Source organism: Thalassoroseus sp. (assembly GCF_984380535.1).
Genome location: NZ_CFHRBF010000017.1, coordinates 135,104 through 158,865 on the forward strand (window position 1 = coordinate 135,104; position 23,762 = coordinate 158,865).

General features: G+C 54.1%; 10 protein-coding genes and 2 pseudogenes. 5 read left to right on the top strand and 7 right to left on the bottom strand.

Annotated features, from left to right (window positions below):
• The first annotated feature begins 70 nt into the window (after window positions 1–70).
• Both AC5DDB_RS22375 and AC5DDB_RS22380 read left to right on the top strand, forming a co-directional pair.
• The gene (locus AC5DDB_RS22375) at window positions 71–2,605 is read left to right on the top strand and encodes an ATP-dependent Clp protease ATP-binding subunit (protein WP_491741999.1); all 2,535 of its coding nucleotides are present in this window, start codon (window positions 71–73) and stop codon (window positions 2,603–2,605) included.
• Window positions 2,606–2,736: 131 nt separating this feature from the next.
• On the top strand, window positions 2,737–4,065 hold the full coding sequence (locus tag AC5DDB_RS22380; RefSeq protein ID WP_491742000.1) for a sulfatase family protein: 1,329 nt from the start codon (window positions 2,737–2,739) through the stop codon (window positions 4,063–4,065).
• An 8-nt stretch (window positions 4,066–4,073) separates the two neighbouring features.
• Here the strand turns inward: AC5DDB_RS22380 and AC5DDB_RS22385 are convergent, their stop codons facing one another.
• Window positions 4,074–4,262: a hypothetical protein gene (locus AC5DDB_RS22385; RefSeq protein WP_491742001.1), complete on the bottom strand. Its 189-nt coding sequence runs from the start codon at window positions 4,260–4,262 to the stop codon at window positions 4,074–4,076.
• Between the two features lie 302 nt (window positions 4,263–4,564).
• On the opposite strand from AC5DDB_RS22385, the gene AC5DDB_RS22390 reads away from it, so the two are divergent.
• The gene (locus AC5DDB_RS22390) at window positions 4,565–6,124 is read left to right on the top strand and encodes a TolC family protein (RefSeq protein ID WP_491742002.1); all 1,560 of its coding nucleotides are present in this window, start codon (window positions 4,565–4,567) and stop codon (window positions 6,122–6,124) included.
• Here AC5DDB_RS22390 and AC5DDB_RS22395 read toward each other — a convergent pair.
• Window positions 6,116–9,361, bottom strand: a complete 3,246-nt coding sequence (locus AC5DDB_RS22395; RefSeq protein WP_491742003.1) for an efflux RND transporter permease subunit — start codon at window positions 9,359–9,361, stop codon at window positions 6,116–6,118. The two genes, AC5DDB_RS22390 and AC5DDB_RS22395, sit on opposite strands and share 9 nt — an antisense overlap.
• 198 nt (window positions 9,362–9,559) lie before the next feature.
• On the opposite strand from AC5DDB_RS22395, the gene AC5DDB_RS22400 reads away from it, so the two are divergent.
• A complete protein-coding gene (locus AC5DDB_RS22400; RefSeq protein ID WP_491742004.1) occupies window positions 9,560–10,921 on the top strand; it encodes an efflux RND transporter periplasmic adaptor subunit in 1,362 nt (453 codons plus the stop codon).
• A gap of 280 nt (window positions 10,922–11,201) precedes the next feature.
• Here the strand turns inward: AC5DDB_RS22400 and AC5DDB_RS22405 are convergent, their stop codons facing one another.
• Entirely contained in the window at window positions 11,202–12,725 is a 1,524-nt protein-coding gene (locus tag AC5DDB_RS22405) for an ammonia-forming cytochrome c nitrite reductase subunit c552 (protein WP_491742005.1), read from the bottom strand.
• Window positions 12,726–12,749: 24 nt separating this feature from the next.
• Window positions 12,750–13,301 (bottom strand): cytochrome c nitrite reductase small subunit, encoded by a 552-nt coding sequence (gene nrfH / locus AC5DDB_RS22410; protein ID WP_491742006.1) that lies wholly within the window; start codon window positions 13,299–13,301, stop codon window positions 12,750–12,752.
• A gap of 316 nt (window positions 13,302–13,617) precedes the next feature.
• On the opposite strand from nrfH, the gene AC5DDB_RS22415 reads away from it, so the two are divergent.
• A complete protein-coding gene (locus tag AC5DDB_RS22415; protein WP_491742007.1) occupies window positions 13,618–15,051 on the top strand; it encodes a sulfatase family protein in 1,434 nt (477 codons plus the stop codon).
• Window positions 15,052–17,920: 2,869 nt separating this feature from the next.
• Here the strand turns inward: AC5DDB_RS22415 and AC5DDB_RS22420 are convergent.
• The 3 genes and pseudogenes from AC5DDB_RS22420 to AC5DDB_RS22430 all read right to left on the bottom strand — a co-directional run.
• Window positions 17,921–19,024: pseudogene (locus tag AC5DDB_RS22420) on the bottom strand (M48 family metallopeptidase); the annotation flags it as partial.
• A 180-nt stretch (window positions 19,025–19,204) separates the two neighbouring features.
• Window positions 19,205–22,678 (bottom strand): DUF6797 domain-containing protein, encoded by a 3,474-nt coding sequence (locus tag AC5DDB_RS22425; protein ID WP_491742044.1) that lies wholly within the window; start codon window positions 22,676–22,678, stop codon window positions 19,205–19,207.
• A gap of 174 nt (window positions 22,679–22,852) precedes the next feature.
• Window positions 22,853–23,686 (bottom strand): annotated as a pseudogene (locus tag AC5DDB_RS22430) (DUF6797 domain-containing protein); the annotation flags it as partial.
• Window positions 23,687–23,762: the final 76 nt, after the last annotated feature.

The window sequence follows — 23,762 nt, forward strand, 5'->3', positions numbered from 1 at the left end:
CAAGACGTCGGTTTCGTCAATCAGACAACCCGACGCCACGCAGTTGGGGGGATTATGAGGGAGAAATTACATGTATGAACGATTTACGGACCGGGCTCGGAAGGTCATGCAGTTGGCCAACCAAGAAGCTCAACGGTTCAACCATGAGTATATTGGAACCGAGCATATTCTTTTGGGTCTTGTGAAAGAAGGCTCTGGAGTTGCTGCCAATGTGCTGAAAAACTTGGATGTCGATCTGCGGAAGATTCGACTCGAAGTGGAAAAAATCGTCCAGTCGGGACCGGATATGGTCACGATGGGCAAACTGCCGCAAACGCCGCGAGCGAAAAAAGTCATCGAATATGCGATGGAAGAAGCTCGCAATCTAAATCATAACTATGTTGGCACCGAACACCTGCTGCTTGGATTGCTGCGGGAACAAGAAGGTGTCGCGGCGCAAGTCTTGATGAATCTTGGGCTTAAGCTCGAAGATGTTCGCGACGAAGTGTTGAATCTCCTTGGCCACAATGAAGGTGGCGAAGGCGTTAGCGAACGGGCGGGTGCAAGTTCATCCGGCAAAAGCAGCAAGAGCAAAACGCCCGCGCTCGACAGTTTCGGTCGCGATCTGACCGAACTGGCTCGGCAAACGAAACTTGACCCGGTCATCGGTCGTTCCGACGAGATCGAACGCGTCATTCAGATTCTCTGCCGTCGTCAAAAGAACAACCCTGTGTTGCTCGGGGAAGCCGGTGTCGGAAAAACCGCGATTGTCGAAGGCTTTGCCCAGATGGTCGTCAACGGTGAAGTTCCGGACTTGCTCCGCGATCGCCGTATTGTCGTTCTCGACTTGGCGATGATGGTTGCCGGGACTAAGTATCGCGGACAATTCGAAGAACGCATTAAAGCCGTGATGAACGAAGTTCGTCGGGCGAAGAATGTGATTTTGTTCATTGACGAATTGCACACCCTTGTCGGTGCTGGCGGTGCGGAAGGGGCGATCGACGCTTCCAACGTGCTCAAGCCGGCATTGTCGCGGGGTGAGTTGCAATGTATCGGTGCGACGACGCTCGACGAGTACCGCAAGTACATCGAAAAAGACAGTGCCCTCGAACGACGTTTCCAAAATGTCGTGGTCGAACCACCGTCGGCTGAACAAACTGTGCAGATTCTCAAGGGTTTGCGAGATCGGTACGAAGCCCACCACCGAGTGCAGATCACCGATGATGCCCTCGAAAAAGCCGTCGAACTGTCGACGCGGTATATTACGGCTCGGTGTTTGCCGGACAAAGCGATCGATGTGATTGACGAAGCCGGTGCCCGAATTCGGCTCAAGAGCATGGTTCGCCCACCCGATTTGAAGGAACTCGATGAAGACATCGAACGGCTGAACCAATCCAAAGAGGAAGCCGTCGCCAATCAAGACTTTGAAAAGGCGGCGTCGCTTCGGGATCAAGCCGACAAGCTGAAGAAGAAAAAAGAGAAGCTCACTCGCGATTGGCGAGAAAAGAGCAAAGAAACCGATGGTGTGGTCGACGCGGAAGTCGTCGCTGAAGTGGTGGCCCGAATGACGGGTATTCCGCTGATGCGGCTCTCTAGCGAAGACACCGTTCGACTGCTGGCGATGGAGAAAGAACTCCACAAACGCGTCATCAGCCAAGACGAAGCCATCACGCAAGTGGCGAAAGCCGTCCGTCGGGCTCGATCGGGTTTGAAAGATCCGAAACGGCCAACCGGGGCGTTCCTGTTCTCCGGTCCGACCGGGGTCGGGAAAACGTTGCTCGCAAAAACATTGGCCGAGTTCATGTTCGGTGAGGAAGACGCCCTCATCCAAATCGACATGAGCGAATACCAAGAGAAACACAACGTTAGCCGGTTGATCGGGGCACCTCCCGGATATGTCGGCTACGAAGAAGGCGGTCAGCTCACGGAGAAAATCCGACGGCGTCCGTATGCGGTGGTCTTGCTCGACGAAATCGAGAAAGCTCACCACGAAGTCTACAACATGCTCCTCCAAATCATGGAGGAAGGTCACCTGACCGACAGCTTCGGTCGCAAAGTGGACTTCAAGAACGTCGTGTTGATCATGACCACTAACGTCGGTTCGTCGGCCACCGCCCACGGAACGGCATTTGGTTTCCAGAAGGCCGACCAAGACACTTCGTACGAGAAGATGAAAGTCGGCGTGATGGGCGACCTGCAAAACGCCTTCCGTCCCGAGTTTTTGGGCCGGTTGGACGAAGTCGTCGTGTTCCGCAAACTCACGCGTGAGGAACTCAAAGAGATCGTGGAAATCGAACTCAGCAAAGTTCGCGAACGTCTGAACGAACAACGCGGCGTGCGTCTCGAATTGACGGACGAAGCGAAAGAGTTCTTGATCGATCGCGGCGACGAAGGCGGTCAACAACTCGACTACGGTGCTCGACCGTTGCGTCGAAGTGTTGAACGTTACATCGAAGACCCGCTCAGTGAAGAATTGCTGCGTGGTTCTTTCGATGGCGATAACTTGATCACCGTCGCGGTCAAAGAAGTCGGCGACCAGAAGCAACTCGACTTCGTCGGTTCCAACGAGCCGATCGAAGAACCAGTTCCCGTCGGTGCCGGTGAAGGCGAAGCCGCCGCAGAATAGTCGCCGGTTGAAACAACCAGCAAAACTCGGTTAGTTTAGGAGCCATGCTCGAAAGAGCATGGCTCTTTTTCGTTGAGTACTCCCAACATAACCGTCGGGCACAGCCTGACCTACAAGTGAATGCGCTTTCTATGCTCACGCGAATTCTGCAGCTTGTTGTTTGTTCGATGCTTTTCCATGCTCCTGCGTTTTCTGCGGAGCGGCCGAATATCTTGTTCATTCTAGCCGACGATGTCGGGCAAGAAGTTCTTGGCTGTTACGGCGGACAGTCGTATGCCACGCCGCATTTGGATGAACTCGCACGCACCGGCATGTTGTTTCGCAATGGGTTTAGCATGCCGGTTTGTCATCCCACGCGGTTGACCCTGATGACCGGGAAATATCCCTTTCGACACGGCCAAGTCACCTGGGGTGATTTTCCCGAAAGCGAAGAATTGACGACCTGGGCGAACCAACTTCGAGAAAATGATTACGCCACATACATCGCGGGAAAATGGCAACTCTGTTTGTTGCGGGATGATCCGCTGCATCCCCGTCGGCTTGGGTTTCAACATTCCGACCTCTTCGGTTGGCATGAGGGACCGCGTTATTACGAGCCAATGATTTACCACGACGGCACAGTCCGTGAAGACACGCTCGGTCACTATGGTCCCGATCTCTACGTTCGCGGACTGATCGAGTTCATGAAAGCCAACCGCGAAAAACCGTTCCTGGCGTATTATTCGATGGCGGTGTGTCATGAAGTGACCGACGATCTCGACCCGCCGGTTCCGCATGGTCCGTTCGGCCGCTATGACAATTACGCGGAAATGGTGGCGGAAATGGATCGCAATGTCGGCCGGATGGTGGCAGCCTTGAACGCTCTCGGACTGCGTGAAAAAACTCTGATTCTCTTCACAGCGGACAACGGCACACCGCCGGAGATCATCATCCGAGCGGACGGCAAAGAACTTATCCGAGAAGCGGTGGTATCCAAACAGAACGGATTGCTCGTTCCTGGCGGGAAAAAGAAGCTGACCGACGACGGAACCAACGTCCCGCTGATCGCCAATTGGCCGGGAACGATTCGCCCAGGCCAAGTCGTCGATGACCTGGTCGATATGAGCGATTATCTGCCGACGTTTGTCGAACTCACCGGCGGAGAACTTCCGCAGGATCGCAAGATCGACGGCGTGAGTTTCGCACCGCGATTGTTGGGGACCGGGTCCTCACCACGACGGTGGGCATATGCGGAAGAAGCCGTTCTACCGAAACCTGGTGGCGTCGAACCAGACGGTTCCAGCAGTGGATTGCGTTGGGTCCGCACCGGGCGGTGGAAACTCTACAACGACGGGCGGCTCTATGACCTCCATACGGATTTGCAAGAACGCCATCCGTTCCGTCAAAACCAAGAAGGTTCCGAAGCACGCGTAGCCCGAGATCAGTTGCAAGCCGCGTTCAGTCAACTTGCGAGTGAATAAGTAACGACTCAACAATCATTGTTGCGACGGGATTTTCGTCGGCGTTCACGTCCGGCTCGACGTTCGCGTTCGGGCGAATTCGCCTTCTGCTCGGCGATCGTCCGTTTACGACGGCGGTCGGCTTTGCGTCGGTCATGACCCTCGCGTTTTTCGAGGAGGTGGCTCAATTCGTCCGGCAATTCTAAGTAATTTGGCATCGATCGAATCCCGTGAGAAATACTGACTTCTTTAAAACATAGTTCAGTTTTCTGCAGGGATTGAAAAAAATTCAATCGAAAATTACGCCTTTGATGACTTGGAAACCCTGACGGAGAACAACCTTACATCTTTAGACCGTCGAACAGCTGTGATCAGAATCGACAATGCGTCGGAACAACCGTTTTTCCCGTCAAATTCACTGCCCTTGAACTAATCCGCTCAATTTTCCAAACGGCTTCCACCGACATGAAAAAAGAGAGCGGGCGAAATCCAATCGTTTCAGGGGCGGAACGGGCAAAGTATGAGTTGGCATCGCCGCGGACATTTTAAGCGAAACCTCCATACGCTCGGCATTTGTCTGGGCTTTTCGTGGGTCGGTTGTGCGGCTCCTGAGGTGAGTCGAAACTCGAGTTCGCCGGCTTCAGGCGTGATGTCGTCCGCTGCCGAGTCATTGAAACAACTGCCGAGTTGTCGACCGGTATCCGAGTCGAAAAATCCCGATGCGTCCCCAGTCCAACCGGCATCATTGCAAACCGCCCCGGACGTTCCACTTCCCGAGCAGGTTCCGTCCGCAGCCGCTTATTCCGTCGACTTTGGTGAAGTGCTGCAGATTGCCGGTCGTGAGAACCCGCGGATTCACGTCGCTCAAAATCGCATTGCCGAGGCATATGCCGACTTGGAACAAGCAGAGGTTCTATGGTTGCCGTCAATTCGCATGGGTCTAAGTTACAGTCGACATGACGGACCGCTGCAGCGAGCCGACGGTGAGGTGATTGATGTCAGCCGCGGTGCGACGTACCAAGGTTTCGGAGCGCGGGCGATTGGTTCTGGTCCACCGGCAATTCCGGGATTATTGGCGGCGTTTCATCTGGCCGACGCCTGGATTCAACCACGAATTGCCGAGCAACTCGTGTCTGCACGGCATCAAGCCGCCACTGCAACGAACAACGATGTGCTGTTGGATGCTTCGCTGGCATACCTAAGATTGCTCGAAGCGTACCAGCGACAAGCGATTGTCGTGGAGACTTTGCATCACTCTCAGCAACTGGCTGAGTTGACGGCCAAGTTCGCGAATGAAGGTCTCGCGCCGCAGTCCGATGCGGATCGTGCCCAAACCGAATTGACGCTTCGGCAAACCTTCGTCGAGCGGGCCACCGAGGATATTAACGTGGCAACCGTGCGGTTGGTGCAGGCGTTGAGTCTGGATGGCATTACCGAGTTGGCTCCCCGCGAACCGGTGCTAACGCCGTTGGAATTGGTGTCGCCCGAGCGAGACCGAAATGAACTCGTCGCCGTTGGTTTGTCGAACCGACCGGAACTGGTGGAGAGTCGGCATTTAGTCGGAATGGCATGCGAGCAACTGCGACGAGAACAAGCCGCCCCGCTGATGCCGAGTGTGATTTTAGGAATGAGTTACGGCGGTTTTGGCGGCGGTCGAGATTCGGATCTCGATCGTTACGACGACCGGTTTGATGTCGACGTGATGGCATACTGGGAAGTTCGGAATCTTGGTTTTGGAGAACAAGCCGCTCGCCACAAAGCTTCCGCTCGGATTCACCAGGCGCAAGCCGATCAAGTGCGTTTGATGGATCAAGTCGCCCGTGAAGTACTGGAGGCACACGCCGAAGTCGAAGCCCGCCGACGACAGATCACAATTGTCGAAGGCGGGATCACGTCGGCTGAGGATGCGTATCAGCGGGACATGCTACGGATTCGCGAGGGCCAAGGGTTGCCAATTGAAGCGTTGCAGTCGCTCCGTGCCTTGGACACGATCCGCCGAGAATATCTTCGCACGTTGGTGGACTACAACGAGGCCCAGTTTCGTTTGAACCGGGCGCTCGGTTGGCCAAGTTCACTCTAACACCAGTTCGGGTTCATCCGATGGTTCTTCGTGAATCATCAAACCGTACAAACACGGCACAACTAGGAGTGTCGTGACCAAACCCGCTAGCAAACCGCCGATCACTGCCCGTCCAAGTGGAGCGTTGGCTTCGCTGCCGCGACCGTGAGCCATCGCCATTGGTGCCAGTGCAAGCAACGCCGCGAGAGCCGTCATCAGAATCGGCCGCATCCGAAGGCAGGCGGCTTGCAGAATCGCAGGCAATGGTGGCATAAATTCGTCGCGTCGCAGATTCTGGGTACAGTCAATCAGTAGCACCGTGTTCGCTACGACGATCCCGACCATGAAGATCACTCCCAACAGTGATTGCACGTTGATCGCCGTCGAAGTGACGTACAACATCAACACCACGCCGATCAAACCCAACGGGACAGCGAAGAGAATCACCAACGGCAACTTGAACGACTGGAACAAAATCACCAGCAGCAAATACACCAGGAAAGTTGCCATCAGAAAGCCGCCCGCGAGATTGCGGAACATATTCTGCATGCGAACGTATTCACCGCTGAGTTGGACTTGCACACCGGCGATCGTTTCGTCTTTGGAATCGGGTGCATAGGGAGTCCAAACACCGTCGCTTTTTTGCACGCCGAATTCGTCGAGCAATGTGACGACTTCGTCAGCGATGTGGCCCAAGTCGCGGCCATCGACGGCCATTGCGAGATCGATCCCCGATTTCAAATCTTGGTGCACGACTTCCGTCGGCACATTCGACCGCCGCAGCGTGACCACGTTCCGCAGCGGAATCGATTCGCCTTGCGATGGACTTGTGATCGGGATGTTCAACAACGTTTCGAGCGATTCGATATCTTCTTCCCGATACTGCACGCCAACGTAGTACTGACCTTTGCTGATCGGGTCGATGTAGAAATTCTTCTTGTTGAATTGAATGCTGCTGTTGAGAGCTGCGACAACGTTCTTAACCACATAAGGCAACGGCAGCCCCAAGTCCGCAGCGCGGGTGCGGTCGACTTCAACGATGTATTGTGGGTAATCCAACCGCTGCAGAATGCGGGCATCAACCACGCCATCGATTTCGGTCACACGTTTCTGAATGGCATCGGCAATACCGCGAAGTTGCGAGAGATCCTTCCCGATTACGCGAATGTTGAGCGGCGTCGATTTCCCGCCGTTCATCGCCGTGCGGATCATCCCGCCGGTGTCGAAACCGAATTCAAGGTCGCTGAACTTCGGATCATTCGCCAACCGGTCACGAAGTCGTCGGACGTGTTGCTGAGATGTTCCCTGACGATCGGCGGTCAATTGCACTTTGATCACGCCATCCATTGGGCCGGAGTTCGGTGTGTAAGCGGCGGACCAATCCGCGACGGCTCCGACTTCGGACATCACGAGTTGCATGTCGTCGCCGATGCTTGTGCGAATCAGTTCCTCCACAGCCGCGACACGTTTCTCGGTCACATCCAGCGATGTGCCGCTCTCTGCTCGCACGATGACTTCGAACGCTCCTGAATCCACTTCGGGGAAGAACTCCCGTTTCAAATGTGGACCAAACGCGACGAGCGTACCTGCGAGCAACAACATCGAACCCACAACGACTGCAAGCCGATACTTCAAACACTTCAGCAGTGCTTTCTCATAGGTGCGGCTCATGTGATAGAAAACGAGTTCCCACTTTGCGAACACTCCCGAGACGACGGCTCTCACCCGCCCCAACATTCCCAGTGATGGTGTTGTTTCTTCGTGATGATTGTGAGGTTTGAGCCAAGTGGCACAGCGGTTTGGCACCAACGTCTGCGAAAGAAAGTACGCGGCGATCATTGCGAATCCGAGTGCCAATGCCATCGGGCGGAAGAGGAATTCGCCCAAGTCCGGCAGAAACGCGAGCGGTGCCAAAACGGCGAGCGTGCAACAAGTTGCCACGAATGCCGGCGTCGAAACTTCACTCGCGCCGAGGTAAGCCGCATCACGGGGCGATTCGCCACGCATGAGATGTCGGTGGGTATTCTCCAACCCGATCACGGCCAAGTCGACGAGCGGACCAATCGCCAGCGATAAACCGGCGAGGGTCATCACGTTGATCGAATTGCCTGTCGCTTTCAGACCGGCAATGGCCGCGAGCACGGAAATCGGAATCACGAGCACCGCGATGCCCATCATGCGAGCATCGCCGAGAAACAACAAAATCACCAGCGAGCACATCACCGCGCCCAACACGCCTTCTTCCACCAAACTGTGAATGGCCTGTCGAACGTAAACGGACTGGTCCATCACAAGTTTCAAATCGACCCCGCCTTGGGAAAGGCGTGCGGTCATGTCGTCGAGGGAGTTTCGCAGGTTGTCGACCACATTGAGCGTGCTTGCTCCCGGTTGCCGATACACCGGAATATAAACCTGCCGACGCCCGTCGACGCGGACCAAACTGTTTTGCATCAAGTTCGTATCGACCGGCGTGGCGACATCGGAAAGAAAGGCTGCGTTATCATTTTCACTGCGAAGCGGAATTCGCCCCATCGACTCGACGGATTCGTGCATCGCATTCGAACTAATCGCGTACGTGCGGTCGCCGAACCGTGCCTGTCCGGCGGGCACGAACACGTTGTAATTATCCATCGCTTCCATCACCGCCAACGGTGACAATCCCCGAGCGGCGAGTTTATCGCGGTCGACATACGCCATAATCGCCCGCATCTTCCCGCCGTGAACCGCTGGCGCGTTGGCACCGGGCATCCCCATGATCATGTTACGGACTTCGTACCGACCGATGTCGTACAACGTCGATTCGGAAGCCGTCTTGCTGTCGAGAGCGATCACACACACCGGAGTTGTTCCGGTGGGATCAAACGGCAAAATCACGGAGGGATCGGTGCCCGGCGGCATGTTCTTCGCCGCAGCCGTTGCGAGTGAACTGACCTGCGTGAGTGCTCCTGAGGGGTCCACACTGCCGTCGAAGTAGTTGCGAACAATACTCGCACCTTGGATCGATCGCGATTCTTGCCGAATCCGCCCGGTCGCCTGTCCAGTTTGTCGTTCCAGACGGCTAGTGATGTTCTTCTCAATCGATTCAGCCGGCATACCGTTGTAGAACGTTAGCACTTGCACCGCGGGTGCAGTGTTCACCGGTAGAATGTCGATCGGTATGGACACGAGACAAATTGCCCCGAGCACAACGATCGAAAGCACTCCCACAATCACCGTACATGGTTGGGCCAACGAACCTTTGATGAGAGTTCGAATCATGTTGCATCTCGTCTTCAGAAGTCTAATTCATCGAGGCGGCCCGGTATCACGTGTGTTCCCTAACTTCAACATAGCTCACGATTTGATATCTCTTGGCGTGTTTTGACTAGTTTTATTTGGACTTTCGGGAAACGAGAACGTAAGGGTTTGTTACCTTCGAAGACACCGTTACTAGAATCGACTCCAGAGAGCTAGCATATGAATGCCGACGCCCCCGCCTTGCCAGTCGAACTACCAACCACCAAACCCACAGGGCGCCGCCGAAGAATTGCGGTCGCTTTTTGCGGAATTATGGTTGTTGGAGGTTTGAGTGTTCTGTGGGGTAGTCAGTCATCACCGGAATTAACCCCAGAACACTTAGAATCTGAATCACCGACTCCGATCGAGCCATCCCCGACCTACGATGTCATTCGTCCTCAACCGGGTGGACTAGCTCGTGAGTTGAAAATGACCGGGACAGTCGAGTCGTTTGAATCGACGAATCTGTTTGCTCGTGTGCCGGGTTATCTCAAGCAGTGTTATGTTGAGATCGGTGATGTCGTCCACCAAGGAGATGTCCTAGCCGAACTAGACGCTCCCGAATTGCTCAAGGATGTCGAGCGTTACCGAGCGTTGCTGCAACAGGCTGAGAGTCGTGTCATCCAATCTCAGGCAAAACTTGCGACGACGCGAGCGGAGCGCGTAGCGAAGTTGGCTCAGATCGAACAGGTGGCCGCTGAAGTTAGTGCAGCGACGGCTCAAACGAGTCTGCGAAACAAAATGCTGACGCGGATTCGGAACTTGGCCGAACAAAATGCGGTCGAGCAAAAACTCGTCGACGAACACGTGCACCGGTGGGAATCGGCACAGGCTTTGGAAAGAGAAGCGAATGCGGCGGCCACCGTTGCAAAGGCGGAGTTGGCAGCCCTTGAAACCCGCATTCAGCAAGCTCAAGCCGATTTAAAGGCGGCTGAAGCGGATGTTCGCGTTGCTCTGGCGGAACTTGCACGGGCGGATGTGATGCAGCGATTCACCCAAATCAGAGCACCATTCGACGGTGTGATTACCGAACGAAACTTCGATCGCGGTGCATTTATTCGACCGGCAACCGCGGGCGAGAAACAATCGCTATTTCGAATTGCAAGAACGGATTTCATGCGAGTGATTGTACAGATTCCCAATCCCGACGTGCCATTCGTGCGTCCCGGGCAATCTGCTCATGTGAGCGTGGACGGACTTACCGGCAAGTTGTTCGAAGCTCAAGTCTGTCGTGTCGGTCAGCACCAAGACCGTCGGACTCGTACCATGCGAGCAGAGATCGACCTTCCAAATCCCGATGGAATACTCGTTGCGGGAATGTATGGAGCCGTGACATTGACCATCCCGGCCACGCCGGACTGGTTAACGATTCCTGAGTCGTGTCTCGTCGAGAGAGAACACGCCAATCAGGCTCGTGTTGTGGTCATGGAGAATGGACAACAAGAACGCCGGCTCGTCACTATCGGCCGCACTTCCGACGGTCGGGTCGAAGTCCTGTCGAATCTAAGCCAGGAAGATCTCGTCCTCAACAATCCGCTCTAGTCCGAGTTGTAGTTCTTGTGTAGTGAGTTTATCTTCCGAAGATACTGATCATCTGGACGACACCGGATACTATAATAATCGGGCCGACAATTACGAGCAGTTTCCCTCGTCTCGCGAGAGATGGGTCGACTGCCGGATGATGTCTCCGAGCTTGAGCCAACAGATCACGCCCAAGCAACCAACTATAAACACCGATGAGAACCGATATCAAACCGGCAAGTTGGTCACTGCTCACGACTTGAGACCTCTGAGGAATGGTATTTCCTTGTTTTCTAGGCCTTTATTCGGACTGACCTAGCAACTTGTATGCTGCCGCCTGAGCTTGCCGACTGTAGTCGATGGACTCGCCGAGAATCCGCGCAGCCTCTTGATCGGCGTGAAAGCCTTTCGAATTCTCACTGCTGATATAGTCCAACCGCCACATAGCCTTGCGTTGCAGATCACGAATGGGTTTCAGTTGATCGTCCGTCGCACCTGCCTTTTGGGCCGCGAGGATGGCATCAAGCATGTCTGTCATTGCGACCGCGGACCTGTCGATCAAGGAGCGTGTTCGTCCCTGAATGGTTTTGACACGCGCGACCAATTCTTCTTCAGGAACACGGTGACAGCCCTGGCAGGCACGATTGATATTGAGCATCGGGCTGCGGACCCAGTGCGTGCTAAACTTCGTCGCGCCTTGCTTTTCGTAGGGCATATGACAGTCGCTGCAACTCACACCGGCACGCGCGTGAATCCCTTGACTCCATAACTCGAACTCCGGGTGCTGGGCTTTGAAGACTTTCGTGCCGGTTTCTTTGTGAACGTAATCAAAGAAGGGTTCATCACCTTCAAAACGAGTTGACTCCCACTCCGCTTCCAAGTCCTCCATTTTGAGTCCGTTGCTCCATGGGTAAGTCAATGTCATCTTGTTCGCGCAATAGTATTCCACGTGACACTGCCCACATACGAAACTCCGCATTTCTTGTCGCGTGGCATTTTTGTTGGGATCGTACGGAGTAGCACGATCCGAATCCCGCCACTGTTGAATACTAGGCAAGTGTGGAACAGGATCGTCACTCTCCGCCAACTTGATGATGCCTTCAAAGAACCCTGGTCGCGTAATTCGAATGGCCATCGTTTGGGGATCGTGACAGTCCACGCACGACACCGGATGAGCATCGCCGACGTGCGGGTCTTTGTACTCTTCAGGGTTCCCGAATCGATCGAGAGTTTTCAAAAGTTCCGCATGAACGTCTTCATAGTTCCTTCGACTCACCGCTTTGAAGCCCGCCATCACGGCATCTTTATGAAAACCGTCTGCGATATTCTCGGGGGTTGGTTCCTGCCCGAGTTCTTCGAGTCCGATTCGCCGATACGTCGGAACGATTGATGCATGACAATGCAAACATGCCCCCGCTTGTTGAACCTCCGTGACACGTTTGGTGACCTCCTGATCACTCAGCATAAAAGCATGCCCCCTCGCCTCGCGGTAGTCGATGCTAAATGCATAGCCCGCGTATAGCCGTTTCAACCAGGGATCCGATTCGAGCTTGCTCGGTGCCAATGCATGGTTGCCGCCATAGTCGGTCCATTCGTTGTCGGCACGTTGCAAGTACGTTTCGTATTGCATCGGATAGTTCAAGCCCCACGGTTCGGGATCGGTGGTGGCTTCGGTCACGTTCACGATCCGCACGGTCGGCGTCCGTGCTTCTTGTTTCCGTTGAAAAATGTTGATCAACAGGGCCGTCACGCCAAAGGTGGCGACGGCAGCGACGACGGTCAGCAACGCCATCCCACCAATCGAAGGTTTGCCGGCGGAACTCATGAATGACTCCGAATTACGAATACGCTAGTCGCGGACCGCTTGCGAGGAAATCGGATGAAACGCGTGACCAACATCCGCATGACAATGCACGCACGACAACATCGACTGTGAAGCAGCCTTACCGTCCGCCGAGGCCGGCGGCAACAAGGCATGCACAAAGTCTTTGTGACAATAAATACATGCGTTCTGGGTGATTACTCTATTGCGAGCTTTGATTTCAATCGGATCGTGATAATCCTGTAGTGTGAACGCGAGCGAATGAAAGAACCCGTTGTCGGCTTTCGTCACCCATTTGCCGACTGGGTGGTGCGACAAATGACAATCGTTACACACGGCGACATGGTGATGACTGCTGTTCTGCCAAGTATCGAAGTACTCCTGCATCACGTGGCAGTTTGCGCATCCTTTGGGATCGTCGCTCAGATAGCTCGCCCCTTGACCATATCCAAACGTAAAAGCCCCAACCCCCGACAAGGTACCAAGAAGCAAGCATAGCACGACGGCAACTGCTGACGACGAGAACAACGCCCGACGGAACAATGCGCGTTTCGCCGGTTGAGGGTCCGCATCAGTCATGGCTCGCGATTTCTAATAATCTCTAGGTGGGCGAATCGTGACGGATCAAATAACAGCATCCTGACACCTGAACCTAATCCCGGAGTCGATTGCTTCAAATGATACAACCTTGCAATCAGAATCACCATCGACCCACGGAAAAATAAGATATTAATATCCTATTTAACAATCTTCGCAAAGGCTTTCCCTAGTAGTCCGTCGCCAACGTATTCGTGACAATACCGTTATCGAAGACTTACTGGTAAATCGTTCTTTATCTGTCGTAGACTGCGTTTCGAGTTTTCGCAAACCTCTCTCTAACAACTAAGGAAAACGCATGTCTCTAAGTGCTCGTGTGATTGTAGGACTGATTTCGAGTCTTGGACTAATTGGTCAAACGGCGTTCTGTGCCGAACCACCGAAACCCAATGTCGTGGTGATCTTTTGCGATGACTTGGGATATGGCGATTTGGGATGCTTTGGGCATCCCACGATTCGCACGCCGAATTTGGATCGTATGGCGGCGGAAGGGATCAAGTTTACGCAGTTCTATTCAGCGTCTCCTGTGTGCACGCCCAGCCGAGCCGCGTTGATGACCGGACGGCTGCCCGCTCGCAGCGGGATGTGCAGTGACAAACGCCGTGTGCTATTTCCGAACTCTGGTGGCGGCATCCCCGCGAGTGAAATCACTTTTGCAGAGGCTCTCAAAGACGTCGGCTATGCAACGGCCTGCGTCGGCAAATGGCACCTCGGGCATCTGCCGCAGTTTCTGCCCACGAACAACGGCTTCGACACCTACTTCGGCATTCCCTACTCGAACGACATGGATAGGCTAAACGACATCGGCCCCAAAGGCCGAGCCGCGTTCTGGGATCCTAAAATCGAGTATTGGAACGTCCCATTGATGCGGGACTTGGAAATCATCGAACGCCCCGCCGATCAGAACACGATCACAAAACGCTACACCGAGGAGACCATCAACTTTATCAAGTCTCACCAAGACCAGCCGTTCTTCGTGTACCTGGCCCATTCGATGATGCACGTGCCACTCTTCCGCTCCAAAGAGTTTGAGGACGTCAGCCGACGCGGTTTGTATGGCGATGCAATGGAAGAAATCGATTGGTCGGTCGGTCAGGTTTTGGACACGCTCCGTGAGACAGGATTGGCCGACCATACACTCGTGTGGTTCTGTAGCGACAACGGCCCTTGGTTGGTGTTTGACACGCACGGTGGGTCGGCGGGGTTGCTCCACGAAGGTAAAGGCACTACTTGGGAAGGCGGCATGCGAGAACCGACACTCGCTTGGTGGCCCGAACATATCGCCGCCGGTACAGTCAATATGGAACTTGGATCGACGATGGATATTTACACGACATGTCTAAAACTCGCCGGTGCGAAAGTGCCGGATGATCGTGTCGTCGACGGAATGGATCTCTCACCCGTCTTGCTAGGCCAGGGGCCAAGCCCTCGTGAGGTAATGTTCTACTACCGTGGCTATCAACTGATGGCAGTACGTATGGGAGCGTGGAAAGCTCACTTCGTTACGCACGGTTCCTATGGCACTGAACCGAAACAACCACAAAAACACGACCCGTCCATCCTCTACAACCTTGATCGCGATCCCAGCGAAAAGTATCCGCTCCAAAATAACTACCCGAACATCATCAAGCAGATCGAAAAACTAGTCGCCAAGCACAAAGAAGAAATGAAATTTGCCCCTTCGCAATTGGAGATTCCGTTAGCGAAGACAAACAAACCAGAAAAGAAGTAACTGCGATCCACCATTGACTTAGATCGAGCATCATACTCCGTGTAGCAATCATCCGGAGTATGGTGCACGACGAGTATTGTCACTCTGCACTGAACAGTGTGCCCGCTTGGCGGTCAACATAGACGCTACAGAGTTATAAATTCGGCCGTTCGACTGCGAATAATAGACGTCGGGCTAAGTCGCGCCAGGATGTTTGAACGCGATCTGGATACATGATTGTCGCGATGGTAAGTACGACACCACGATCGAATGGATCGAGGCCATCGAGTTGTGATTCCAGATCTGCGGTCGGTGGTCCGTTTAGGAACTGTTTATAGAAGTCAAGCGGCGAAGGGTCGGATTCTTCATACATCGTTTCGAGTTGTGCGAGATAGCGATCTGTCGGTTGTCCCCGACGAAACGCGAGAGCGCCGACGTATATGCATAAGTGGGGAGACTCGAGTTCCTCGATCGGAATTTGCAACGCTTGATCTTGCCAAGCGTCTTGCGCCCCTGGCGATGTCGAGATCAAGATCAACAGTGAAGGTGTCGCATTCGTGCCACCTGCCGCTTGATAAGCTTTCTCGAGTTGCCCGTTATTCAACTGAGAGACCGCAATGAAGGGCGAATCCGCAAGCCCTTCGCCTTTTTCCAGCATGAGCCGCATTGATATAACGGATGAATCGCTCAAGTCTTGGAGGTCGGCGGACTCATTACCGTTCATAGCTCGCCGAACTCGCGCGGAAACTAACGCCGTCGCTTCAAATAGAATACCGCGATCTTCGAGAAGTGGTTCAAAACATTCTAACGCTTTCTCCCAATGAGCATGTTCCGCATGGACATTGCCGGCGGCATTGCAGAACCAGCGATTGTCAGGCCATCGCTGGTATCCCTCTAAGAATAACGTGTCCTGCTTTTCGCCATCTGGTAACGCTCTGGCGGCGAGGTATTGCCAATCGACATCGTCCGGCCGCGACTCTGCGATACGTTGATGTTCAACTCGAACAGTCTCCTTAGCTTCACCTTTTGCGAGGTCTTGTTGCATGCGTCTTAAGGGAACATCATCGGGAGTGAGAGCAAGCCGTTCAGAGACGATTTCGCCTAGTTCGGGAAACTCACGTCCCATTTCCAGCCATAGTAGATAGTTCTTCGAACTTGTCTGATCCCATTGAATATGTTGCTGCGTGACCCGTTCCCGTTCAGCCGAGTCGTCGATCATACTCGTGATCTCAAGCGGAGAAACGTTAGACGCTGCAGACAACACTTTCTTCCGACTGCCAGAGCCGCTCGATCGGATCTGATTTGGGGGTTCTGTGAAAATATATTCCGCACTCGTTGTTCGCCAGCGGGGACATCCGAGGTTCTTCGGCTCACTGGGAGCATAACTTCCATAGACTGCGGTCCATTCCACCATTGGTGCGGCACTTGCGATGTTATAAACATAGCTAGCGAACCCTTTTCCCATGTCGGCTTCGAAGGACTCAATTAATCGCCCGTCAGGTGCTCTTGCTTCGACAAGTCCCGAGCGATGGACGCCGACAGAGACGGACCGATGCTGATGAGGTGAAACAGTGAGCCGTTCGTCAGCGATTCTGACGTCAACAGGCGTCGATAGGCCGTTGTAGACGATCACATTCGCGTTCCCGGTGACCATTCCTAGATAAAGGACGGCCCCCACAATCGACAATGCGACCACAAACCGAAGCGCGGCTGGTCCCATTCCGTCCGCCAAACGAAACCGACTCCACCAATCGAGTCGTTTCTGTTTCGGTCTGACATGCTCCGGCAGACGTGTTGAATATTTCGTAGGAACCTTTGCATGGCTATCAATAGCAATTTCGTCTGGCGGACTGTCATTCTCAGATTCTGTCGACTGATACAGACTCGCAATCTGCTGTTCCGTTCTTAAGAGCTCGTCGAGTGTGGCGGACTGTAGCCGGTCGTACTGGAACAACATCGGCTGGACCCAAGAATCAAGCACTTGAACCCACTGATTGATATTTTGATCGTTAGCCGGAGGGAGTTCTAAGTCCTGAAACGCATCACGCCAACTCTCAACTTCGAGGTCTGCCTTCACATTGGGAGGAAGCTTCACACTGCTAACCTGACTGTTTAAGTCATACATCACTCCCTGAAGATCGTTGGCCGACTTAAGAATCTTCTGAAGATTTGCTCGACTCACCGGACCAGCAGCGGCCGTGAATCGGACTGTGTTCATAAAGTGACTATAGGCATCACGAAGGTCTGCAAGACTATGCTCGGTATAGTGCAGCAGTTCGACTAGCGACCGATGATAATCTTGCCAACCTCGGCCGATGTATCTCGCTGCAGAGTTGTATGTCGTCCGACACTTACGGTCGTGGCTTTGAATTTGCCCCAAAATCTCTGTGCGTTGTTCTTTGAGTTGCTTCACAAGTTGCGGTAGTTCTGCACGTAACACAGAACGACCGGCATACTTGACAACACCGCCCGCCGCATCATAGACACCGGCTTCGACGGCCTCCATCAAACCAATCTCCTCAGAGATCTTTCGCAACGCGGTGACTGATTCTTTCAATTCCTCGGGGTACAGCTCGGAGATTGTACCGTCGATTTCCTCTCGCGCCGGAGGCTCGTCAAAAAGCTGCTGCACATCTTTGGCGTACGTTGTCAGAGAACGGCCTAGATAACACCCTTGGAATTCCGCAGCATAGGATAGTTTGGAGTAATTTTCATCAACGGCTTGGAGAACTGTTGATTCCGAAAGAACCCTCGGCGACTCTTTCATTTCGACATCGCGAAACACGAACTCGGTCATCGTTTCGCGTAGTTGCTGTGGTTGGTCGAATAGAACCCACGCGGACTCGTTGTCGGAGAGGTCGGCCGGAATATAGGTTCGTTTGGCGTTGGCCTCGCGATCGGTGTTCGCTGGGTGTGTCGACCACATTCGCGGTGGGTGAGCCAACTCTTCCGAGAACACACGATGTTCGCTTGGCTCGTCTTCGGGGACAACCGGAGTGCGGCCGTAAGTTGGATCATCGAGTACACGACTGAGATTCTCGCCAATCCGCTTTTGCACCGTGTAGAGATCGGAGACACGTTTCCCTTTTTGCAACTGGGTGCCTGCGAAATCAAGTGTGAGTTCCCAATCGTTGTCAGCTGGCTGCAGTCGATGAAGTGCATGGACGAGGGGATCACTCCCCGTGACTGATACCGCGACCAAATCGGCCTGAAACTCCATCTCTCGTGACAAAGCCCGATGCGCGAGTGATACCCAACAGAACACCGTGTCCATGAGCGAGCGAATTGACCAGACAACAGTTCGCATGATCCAGCCAATCCAAGCGATGCGAATATCAATTCCTGAGATCAAGTCGAGCAGGCGATCTAAGGCATCTCGTTTATGCACAATGTGTGAAGCAATTTGCTCACTCATATAGACCCAACGTCCAACTGTCATTGTACGCTGCGCGAAATGTCCGAACTCGTGTGCGAGTACTGCTTTGAACTCCATTCGGTTCAAAGAGTTGACAAGCCCTAGACCAATGACGAGGTTTTTCTGAGTGGGAATGATGAGATTGATGATTGAAAGATCGTAAAACACAGCCGCGTTCACACCGGGACTGAGATAAACTCGCCTGGGACGTGGGGCACCGATCTCGTCGGCGAGTCCGTATAGGAACTCAAATAATTCTTTCTGTGATTCTGCTGTGATCTCAATACCCGGTTCGTCTGAGCCAGAACGAATAAAGAACAACGCCTTCCACATAAAGATTGAAAGGAAGGCCGAGGGAATTGCGGCGAAGAAACTAGCAACGGCGCCTTCGCCGCCAGCAATCACACCGGCGATCATGCGATAGGTGATACTCGTAAACCAGCATGCGAGTCCGATATAGATTGCTAGGAAAAGGAGTAGTCCCAGCATCGCAAGACGTGCCCGCCATCGGTATGACGAAGACGGCTTTGTGAATCCCTCGGGAACGGAAATTGGTAAGCGTGCTGCCGATTCACTCATGCCACCCTCGCGATACGATTCACCAAGTAATCTATGATTTTGGAGGCGATCAGACGGCCTTTCCTCTACGGCTGGCTGACGACCTTTTTGGTGCCATATCAAGCATACCGATTTACAACACGGCTGTACAACTTCTGCGCTTCATCGAAGACAGCCACTGGAACGCCTGACTGAAGTGGTTTATTCGACGGTCATGACACCATTCATGACCATCCAGTGGCCGGGGAACGTGCACAGAAACGGGTAACGCCCCGGCTTGGCGGGTGCTCGAAAGTAAATGGTTTGAGACTGACCCGGCGGAACAATGTCCGTATGTGCGATGATCGCGTCACTTTCGGGGACATACTGTCTGGCGTAGGCCTCCGGATTCGCAATCATTCGGTTTCCCATCTCGCCAACTTGCCGTAGCATGCCCGGTGCGACGAGTACCCAGTTATGTGGCACGACATCCGGGTTCGAGAGTGTCAAACCTATCGGCTCGTTTGCGGAAACTTGGAATTCGCGTGTCGCGTAGGTGAGATTCTTACCAGTTTCAATCTCAACGCGACGGGCATTCGGAATCGGCTTTTCCCATGGATTCCGTTTACGCCCCGCTTGCAGAACGAGATCTGCCAATAGGGGATGTGCCGCTATGGTTTTCGTGCGAGGACGGTAGCTTGGAAAGTCAGTAAACGGCTGATCGAGCTTGTGTACGGTTAGGAACAAATCCTGGCCGTTGCCGACAGGGTTGCCGGATATTGACTCGTCGGTATTGACGTGTAGTCGCAAGTGGAGTTGGCTTACAGGCTGCAAGTCTGGAATCTCCAGAAACAGCGACCGCCGATCTGCAAGGACATAGGCAGAGGTAATCGTTAACGGATCGTGCCCGGCCAGTCCCGGATGTGACGGGGAATACTCGAGCGATCCATAGGCTCCACTGTAGCGATAGTTCCAACATTGAGCGAACTGCTTTGACAAATCTGTGGCAACCGCTTCGTCAATTGGTTCTGCAAATGTGATCTGAATTCCGTTTTCGTAAGTGTGAAGACCGATCGGAACCTGAACCGCATCACCTGTGTATCGCACGCGTTGAAAACAACCATCACGGGGCGTGTACGATCCCCACCCGGCCATACCCGAAACGTATAATTGACCATCGACCGGATTGAAGCGACCACGGTGTGCACCGGAGAGAAAGTCGCCCGTCATCGGCACGAGAGCACCCTGCAGTTGGCCGTCGACTTCATCGCGAAGCACGACAAACCACGTTCCAGCACCGAACGAGAAATGAAGCAGCTGACCGGCGAGCGGACCAAATTGATCACTGTTCACCGCCACTTGGCCGCCACTTGAGTTGTCGAGACCGCGTGGCAAATACACGAGCGGCAACTCCGGGGGAAGATTCCCTTTTGGGCCGCCGAAACCAAAATACAACGAATCCGCGGGCGAGCGATCAGGGGCATTGCGGACGGCGTTGATGGCAGATGCCGGCGTCCAACTTCCTTCGGAAACGGGAACCGTCACCGTGCCATCGGCGAGAAGTCCAAGTCCGTCCGGATTGCGAAACCCAGTCGCAATCACATCGGCACGTTCACCGTCGGGCGAAATTCGCACCAATCCTTGATTGCCAGACGCGGTGTAGAATTGCCCGTCGGTATCGCGTTGTAATCCGCAGATGAAATCATGACCGGCGGGCGACGTCAAAAAGGCGTTGCTAAAGCACTCGTAGAAATCTGCTTCGCCGTCGTTGTTCTGATCGACCAACCGCGTGAGTTGGTCCCGACATTGCACGTAAACGTGACCGTCCGCCACGACCAAACCCAACGCATGGTGTAGCCCCGAAGCAAACCGCTTCCAGCGGGCAACTCCCGGTTGATCACCAGGAGAGTCCAAGCCCGAAACGTGCCATACATCTCCTTGCATCGTGCAGACCAGGGCGCTGCCGTCGGGGAGAAAATCATGAGCGCCACAGAACATCAATGCCTTCCATGGATTCTCCTCGGGCAACTCAATCGTATCGACGGCGTAAGGCCGTCCGGTTCCCGGAGTGATCTTCGTTTCGAGAATCTGCGGCCATTGTGTCGGTCCTCCTGCGAGCTTCTCACTGAGAGAGTGCTCGTCCACGGGAGCCACCTCGCGGACGAACTTGCCATCCTCGACCCACGGCGAATCCAGGTACTCCACATCTCCAATGCGGTAGGCGAAAATGACGCGATCGCCGTGCCGATAGAATCCGTGATACGCGAATGATTCTTTCGGCAGATGGGATTTTGATTTCGTCAGCACTTGGCCTTGGAGTTTCAACCCGCCGACAAATCCATGACGGACCGCATCGAATTGCACGAAACCATCTTTCCAGACGACGTCGTAGTTCAGCGTGTCTGGATTGAAACACGCTGCGAACTTGCCGTCGATTCCAAGACGCACGCAGACGGCTCGCGGCACTGTCATCCCGGCCCCACGGAATACGCCGCATTGGACGCTGCCAAGTTGCGTCACATTCCAACGACCGTCCGCCCAGGTGGTTTCGTTCTGATTTCCCCAGTGCCCTTGCTCTCCGCCATCCAGACCGGGAAATGGGGCGAGCACCATCGGCACATGCGGTTGCTTACGAAAGTACTCGGCCTGCTTCGTGTAGAAGTCGTAGAGCCGATCGCGATTGACAGGCTGATTGGCATTCGGCCAACGCTCGGGATCGACCGGTGCCTGCGTGACCGGAAATGTGGCCGGTCCGTGCATTTGACTATGTGCGATCACCTGCAACACATCGTGCGATACAGGTTGGCCGTCGCGGCCAAGTGCACTCAGAAACCGGAACAGATCCCACTGCTGTTGCGTGGACATGTTGGCGGTCAGTCCATGTGGCATGACAGTCGTACCGGCAACTTCTTCCTCAATGTCGGACTTTGCGATCGGAATCAGTTTGCCCGAAGCCGGTTCGCGAAGCGTGAGAGAATTTTTATCCTCAGCGTGTTTATAGCCCGTGTGGACGTGGCCTTCGGACGTGAGAATCTGCCAAGTGATGAACTCGGGTTTGACGTCCCGCTTCGGCCACAACACCGACTCCACCAGTTGATCTGTCGTCCGTTCCTTGGCAATTGAAGTGAGTTCGGGCCCCACCGTGCCCCCATGCGTGCCGACTTTGTGACAAGAAAGACAAGCCGACTTCGCATTCGCAAACACCCGGGCACCACGAATGGAATCACCGTGTTGCAGAGACTCGCGAGCGAGTTGCTTCACCAAGTCTTGATTGTATTCCAACTCAGCAGTCGGAGACGGCGGCTCGCTCGATGGTAGATCGCTCGCTACAGACGTTTTGTTCTCAAAGGTCCAAAAACCGAGAGTCGTCTCGTCGCGGCCCACACTGGTCACGGATTTTGAAGCGATTTCACGAACGCCCCGAGAAATCCTCACCCACTCAATATCGCCGTCACAACCAAGCCGCCCCTCGACCAACCGCCCAATTGCAAGTCCACCGGGCACGCTTTGTTTGCCGTCACGTGGTTTGATCGCCTGATCGGCAACCACTTGGCCATCGACAAACAGTCGTACCCGTTTGGGTTCGTAGATCATTCCCAGAGTATGCGGTTTGTCATCGCAGATCATCGCTTCACTATCGATGTGATCCGGTGTCTGCCCCGGCAGATAGGCCGTCAACCGACCGCTGCCATTCATCGAGAACAGCTCCCAATGGTCGCCGGACCGTTTTGTGTCACTGGCGACCAAGATGTTGTACTGATCGCGTCCGTGAAGTGTCGCACGAAGCTCCACCGTGATCGGCGGTTGGCGGTAACTCGCCTGGCCCGAGTACACGTGACCTGCGGTATTGGCAGCAGAATTCGATTCGCCAGAGGAAGGTCTCGGCCCACCGCTGCCGGGCTTCGTCAGTTCTTTACGAACCCAATCCAGCCCGGACAAATTCTCTTGAAGAGACTTCCGTGCGTCGAGTTCATTGCGGTGATCGAGAATTCCAATCGGGCCGTCGTAGTCACTGTCAGTGACCACACGAATCATTTCTAATTCGTATTGGCCTTTGCCGATGCCCAAAATTTTTGGCTGTGCCTCGCCATTCATACCGTTGAGGTTCAAGCACAACAGATAAGGTTTCATTATCGCGAACGACTGAGCCCAATCCGAAATATGCCCGTGGCCGTGATGAAAGTTGTAGACGATCCCCACATGATCGTACCCCAACTCACGGAGTCGTCGACAAACCGCAACCATGTTTGCCGGCTCACCGCCCCACCCACCATGGTTGTAGAGTCCGAGTTGGCAATTCATTGCCTTTGTTCGTTTCGCCAACGACTCCATTTGTCGCGCTGCGAGTTCGACTTTCGCAGATTCATCGTTCCCGCCGGGATCCGGCAAGGTCTGCCAGATCTGCGGATGGATTTGGTGCTTCTCGAACAGTTCAAGGGCTTTCTCGTGGGTACTCCAGAATGCGAAGAATTCGATCCCGTGTTTCTTGTACTCCAGAATCTCTTGTTCAAAGGAGGCGACGTGCTCCGCCCGCCAATCGTAGGCACAACGCGTGATCCCCAAGTCTTTCAGCATCACCGCACGTTCAGCCGGGCTACGCTTCTGGGCATCAAACGGCACGATGCACCATGCCACCAAGTTTTCCCGATGCAGCACGTCTGCCGGTTCGGCAGCAGATGCTGCCCGTGACCAAGAAAAAGCCATCAGACAATTCAGGAGAACAGTGACCTGAAGGAGCAGACCGGGAGTCGAGCGAATCATCGGCTACTTTCCGTTTCTT

What these genes read in the sequence shown, in the direction of transcription:
- AC5DDB_RS22375 (WP_491741999.1), top strand. Translation starts at nt 71, where the DNA reads ATGTATGAACGATTTACGGACCGGGCTCGGAAGGTCATGCAGTTGGCC.
- AC5DDB_RS22380 (WP_491742000.1), top strand. Translation starts at nt 2,737, where the DNA reads ATGCTCACGCGAATTCTGCAGCTTGTTGTTTGTTCGATGCTTTTCCAT.
- AC5DDB_RS22385 (WP_491742001.1), bottom strand. Translation starts at nt 4,262, where the DNA reads ATGCCAAATTACTTAGAATTGCCGGACGAATTGAGCCACCTCCTCGAA.
- AC5DDB_RS22390 (WP_491742002.1), top strand. Translation starts at nt 4,565, where the DNA reads ATGAGTTGGCATCGCCGCGGACATTTTAAGCGAAACCTCCATACGCTC.
- AC5DDB_RS22395 (WP_491742003.1), bottom strand. Translation starts at nt 9,361, where the DNA reads ATGATTCGAACTCTCATCAAAGGTTCGTTGGCCCAACCATGTACGGTG.
- AC5DDB_RS22400 (WP_491742004.1), top strand. Translation starts at nt 9,560, where the DNA reads ATGAATGCCGACGCCCCCGCCTTGCCAGTCGAACTACCAACCACCAAA.
- AC5DDB_RS22405 (WP_491742005.1), bottom strand. Translation starts at nt 12,725, where the DNA reads ATGAGTTCCGCCGGCAAACCTTCGATTGGTGGGATGGCGTTGCTGACC.
- nrfH (WP_491742006.1), bottom strand. Translation starts at nt 13,301, where the DNA reads ATGACTGATGCGGACCCTCAACCGGCGAAACGCGCATTGTTCCGTCGG.
- AC5DDB_RS22415 (WP_491742007.1), top strand. Translation starts at nt 13,618, where the DNA reads ATGTCTCTAAGTGCTCGTGTGATTGTAGGACTGATTTCGAGTCTTGGA.
- AC5DDB_RS22425 (WP_491742044.1), bottom strand. Translation starts at nt 22,678, where the DNA reads ATGAATGGCAGCGGTCGGTTGACGGCCTATCTGCCGGGGCAGACACCG.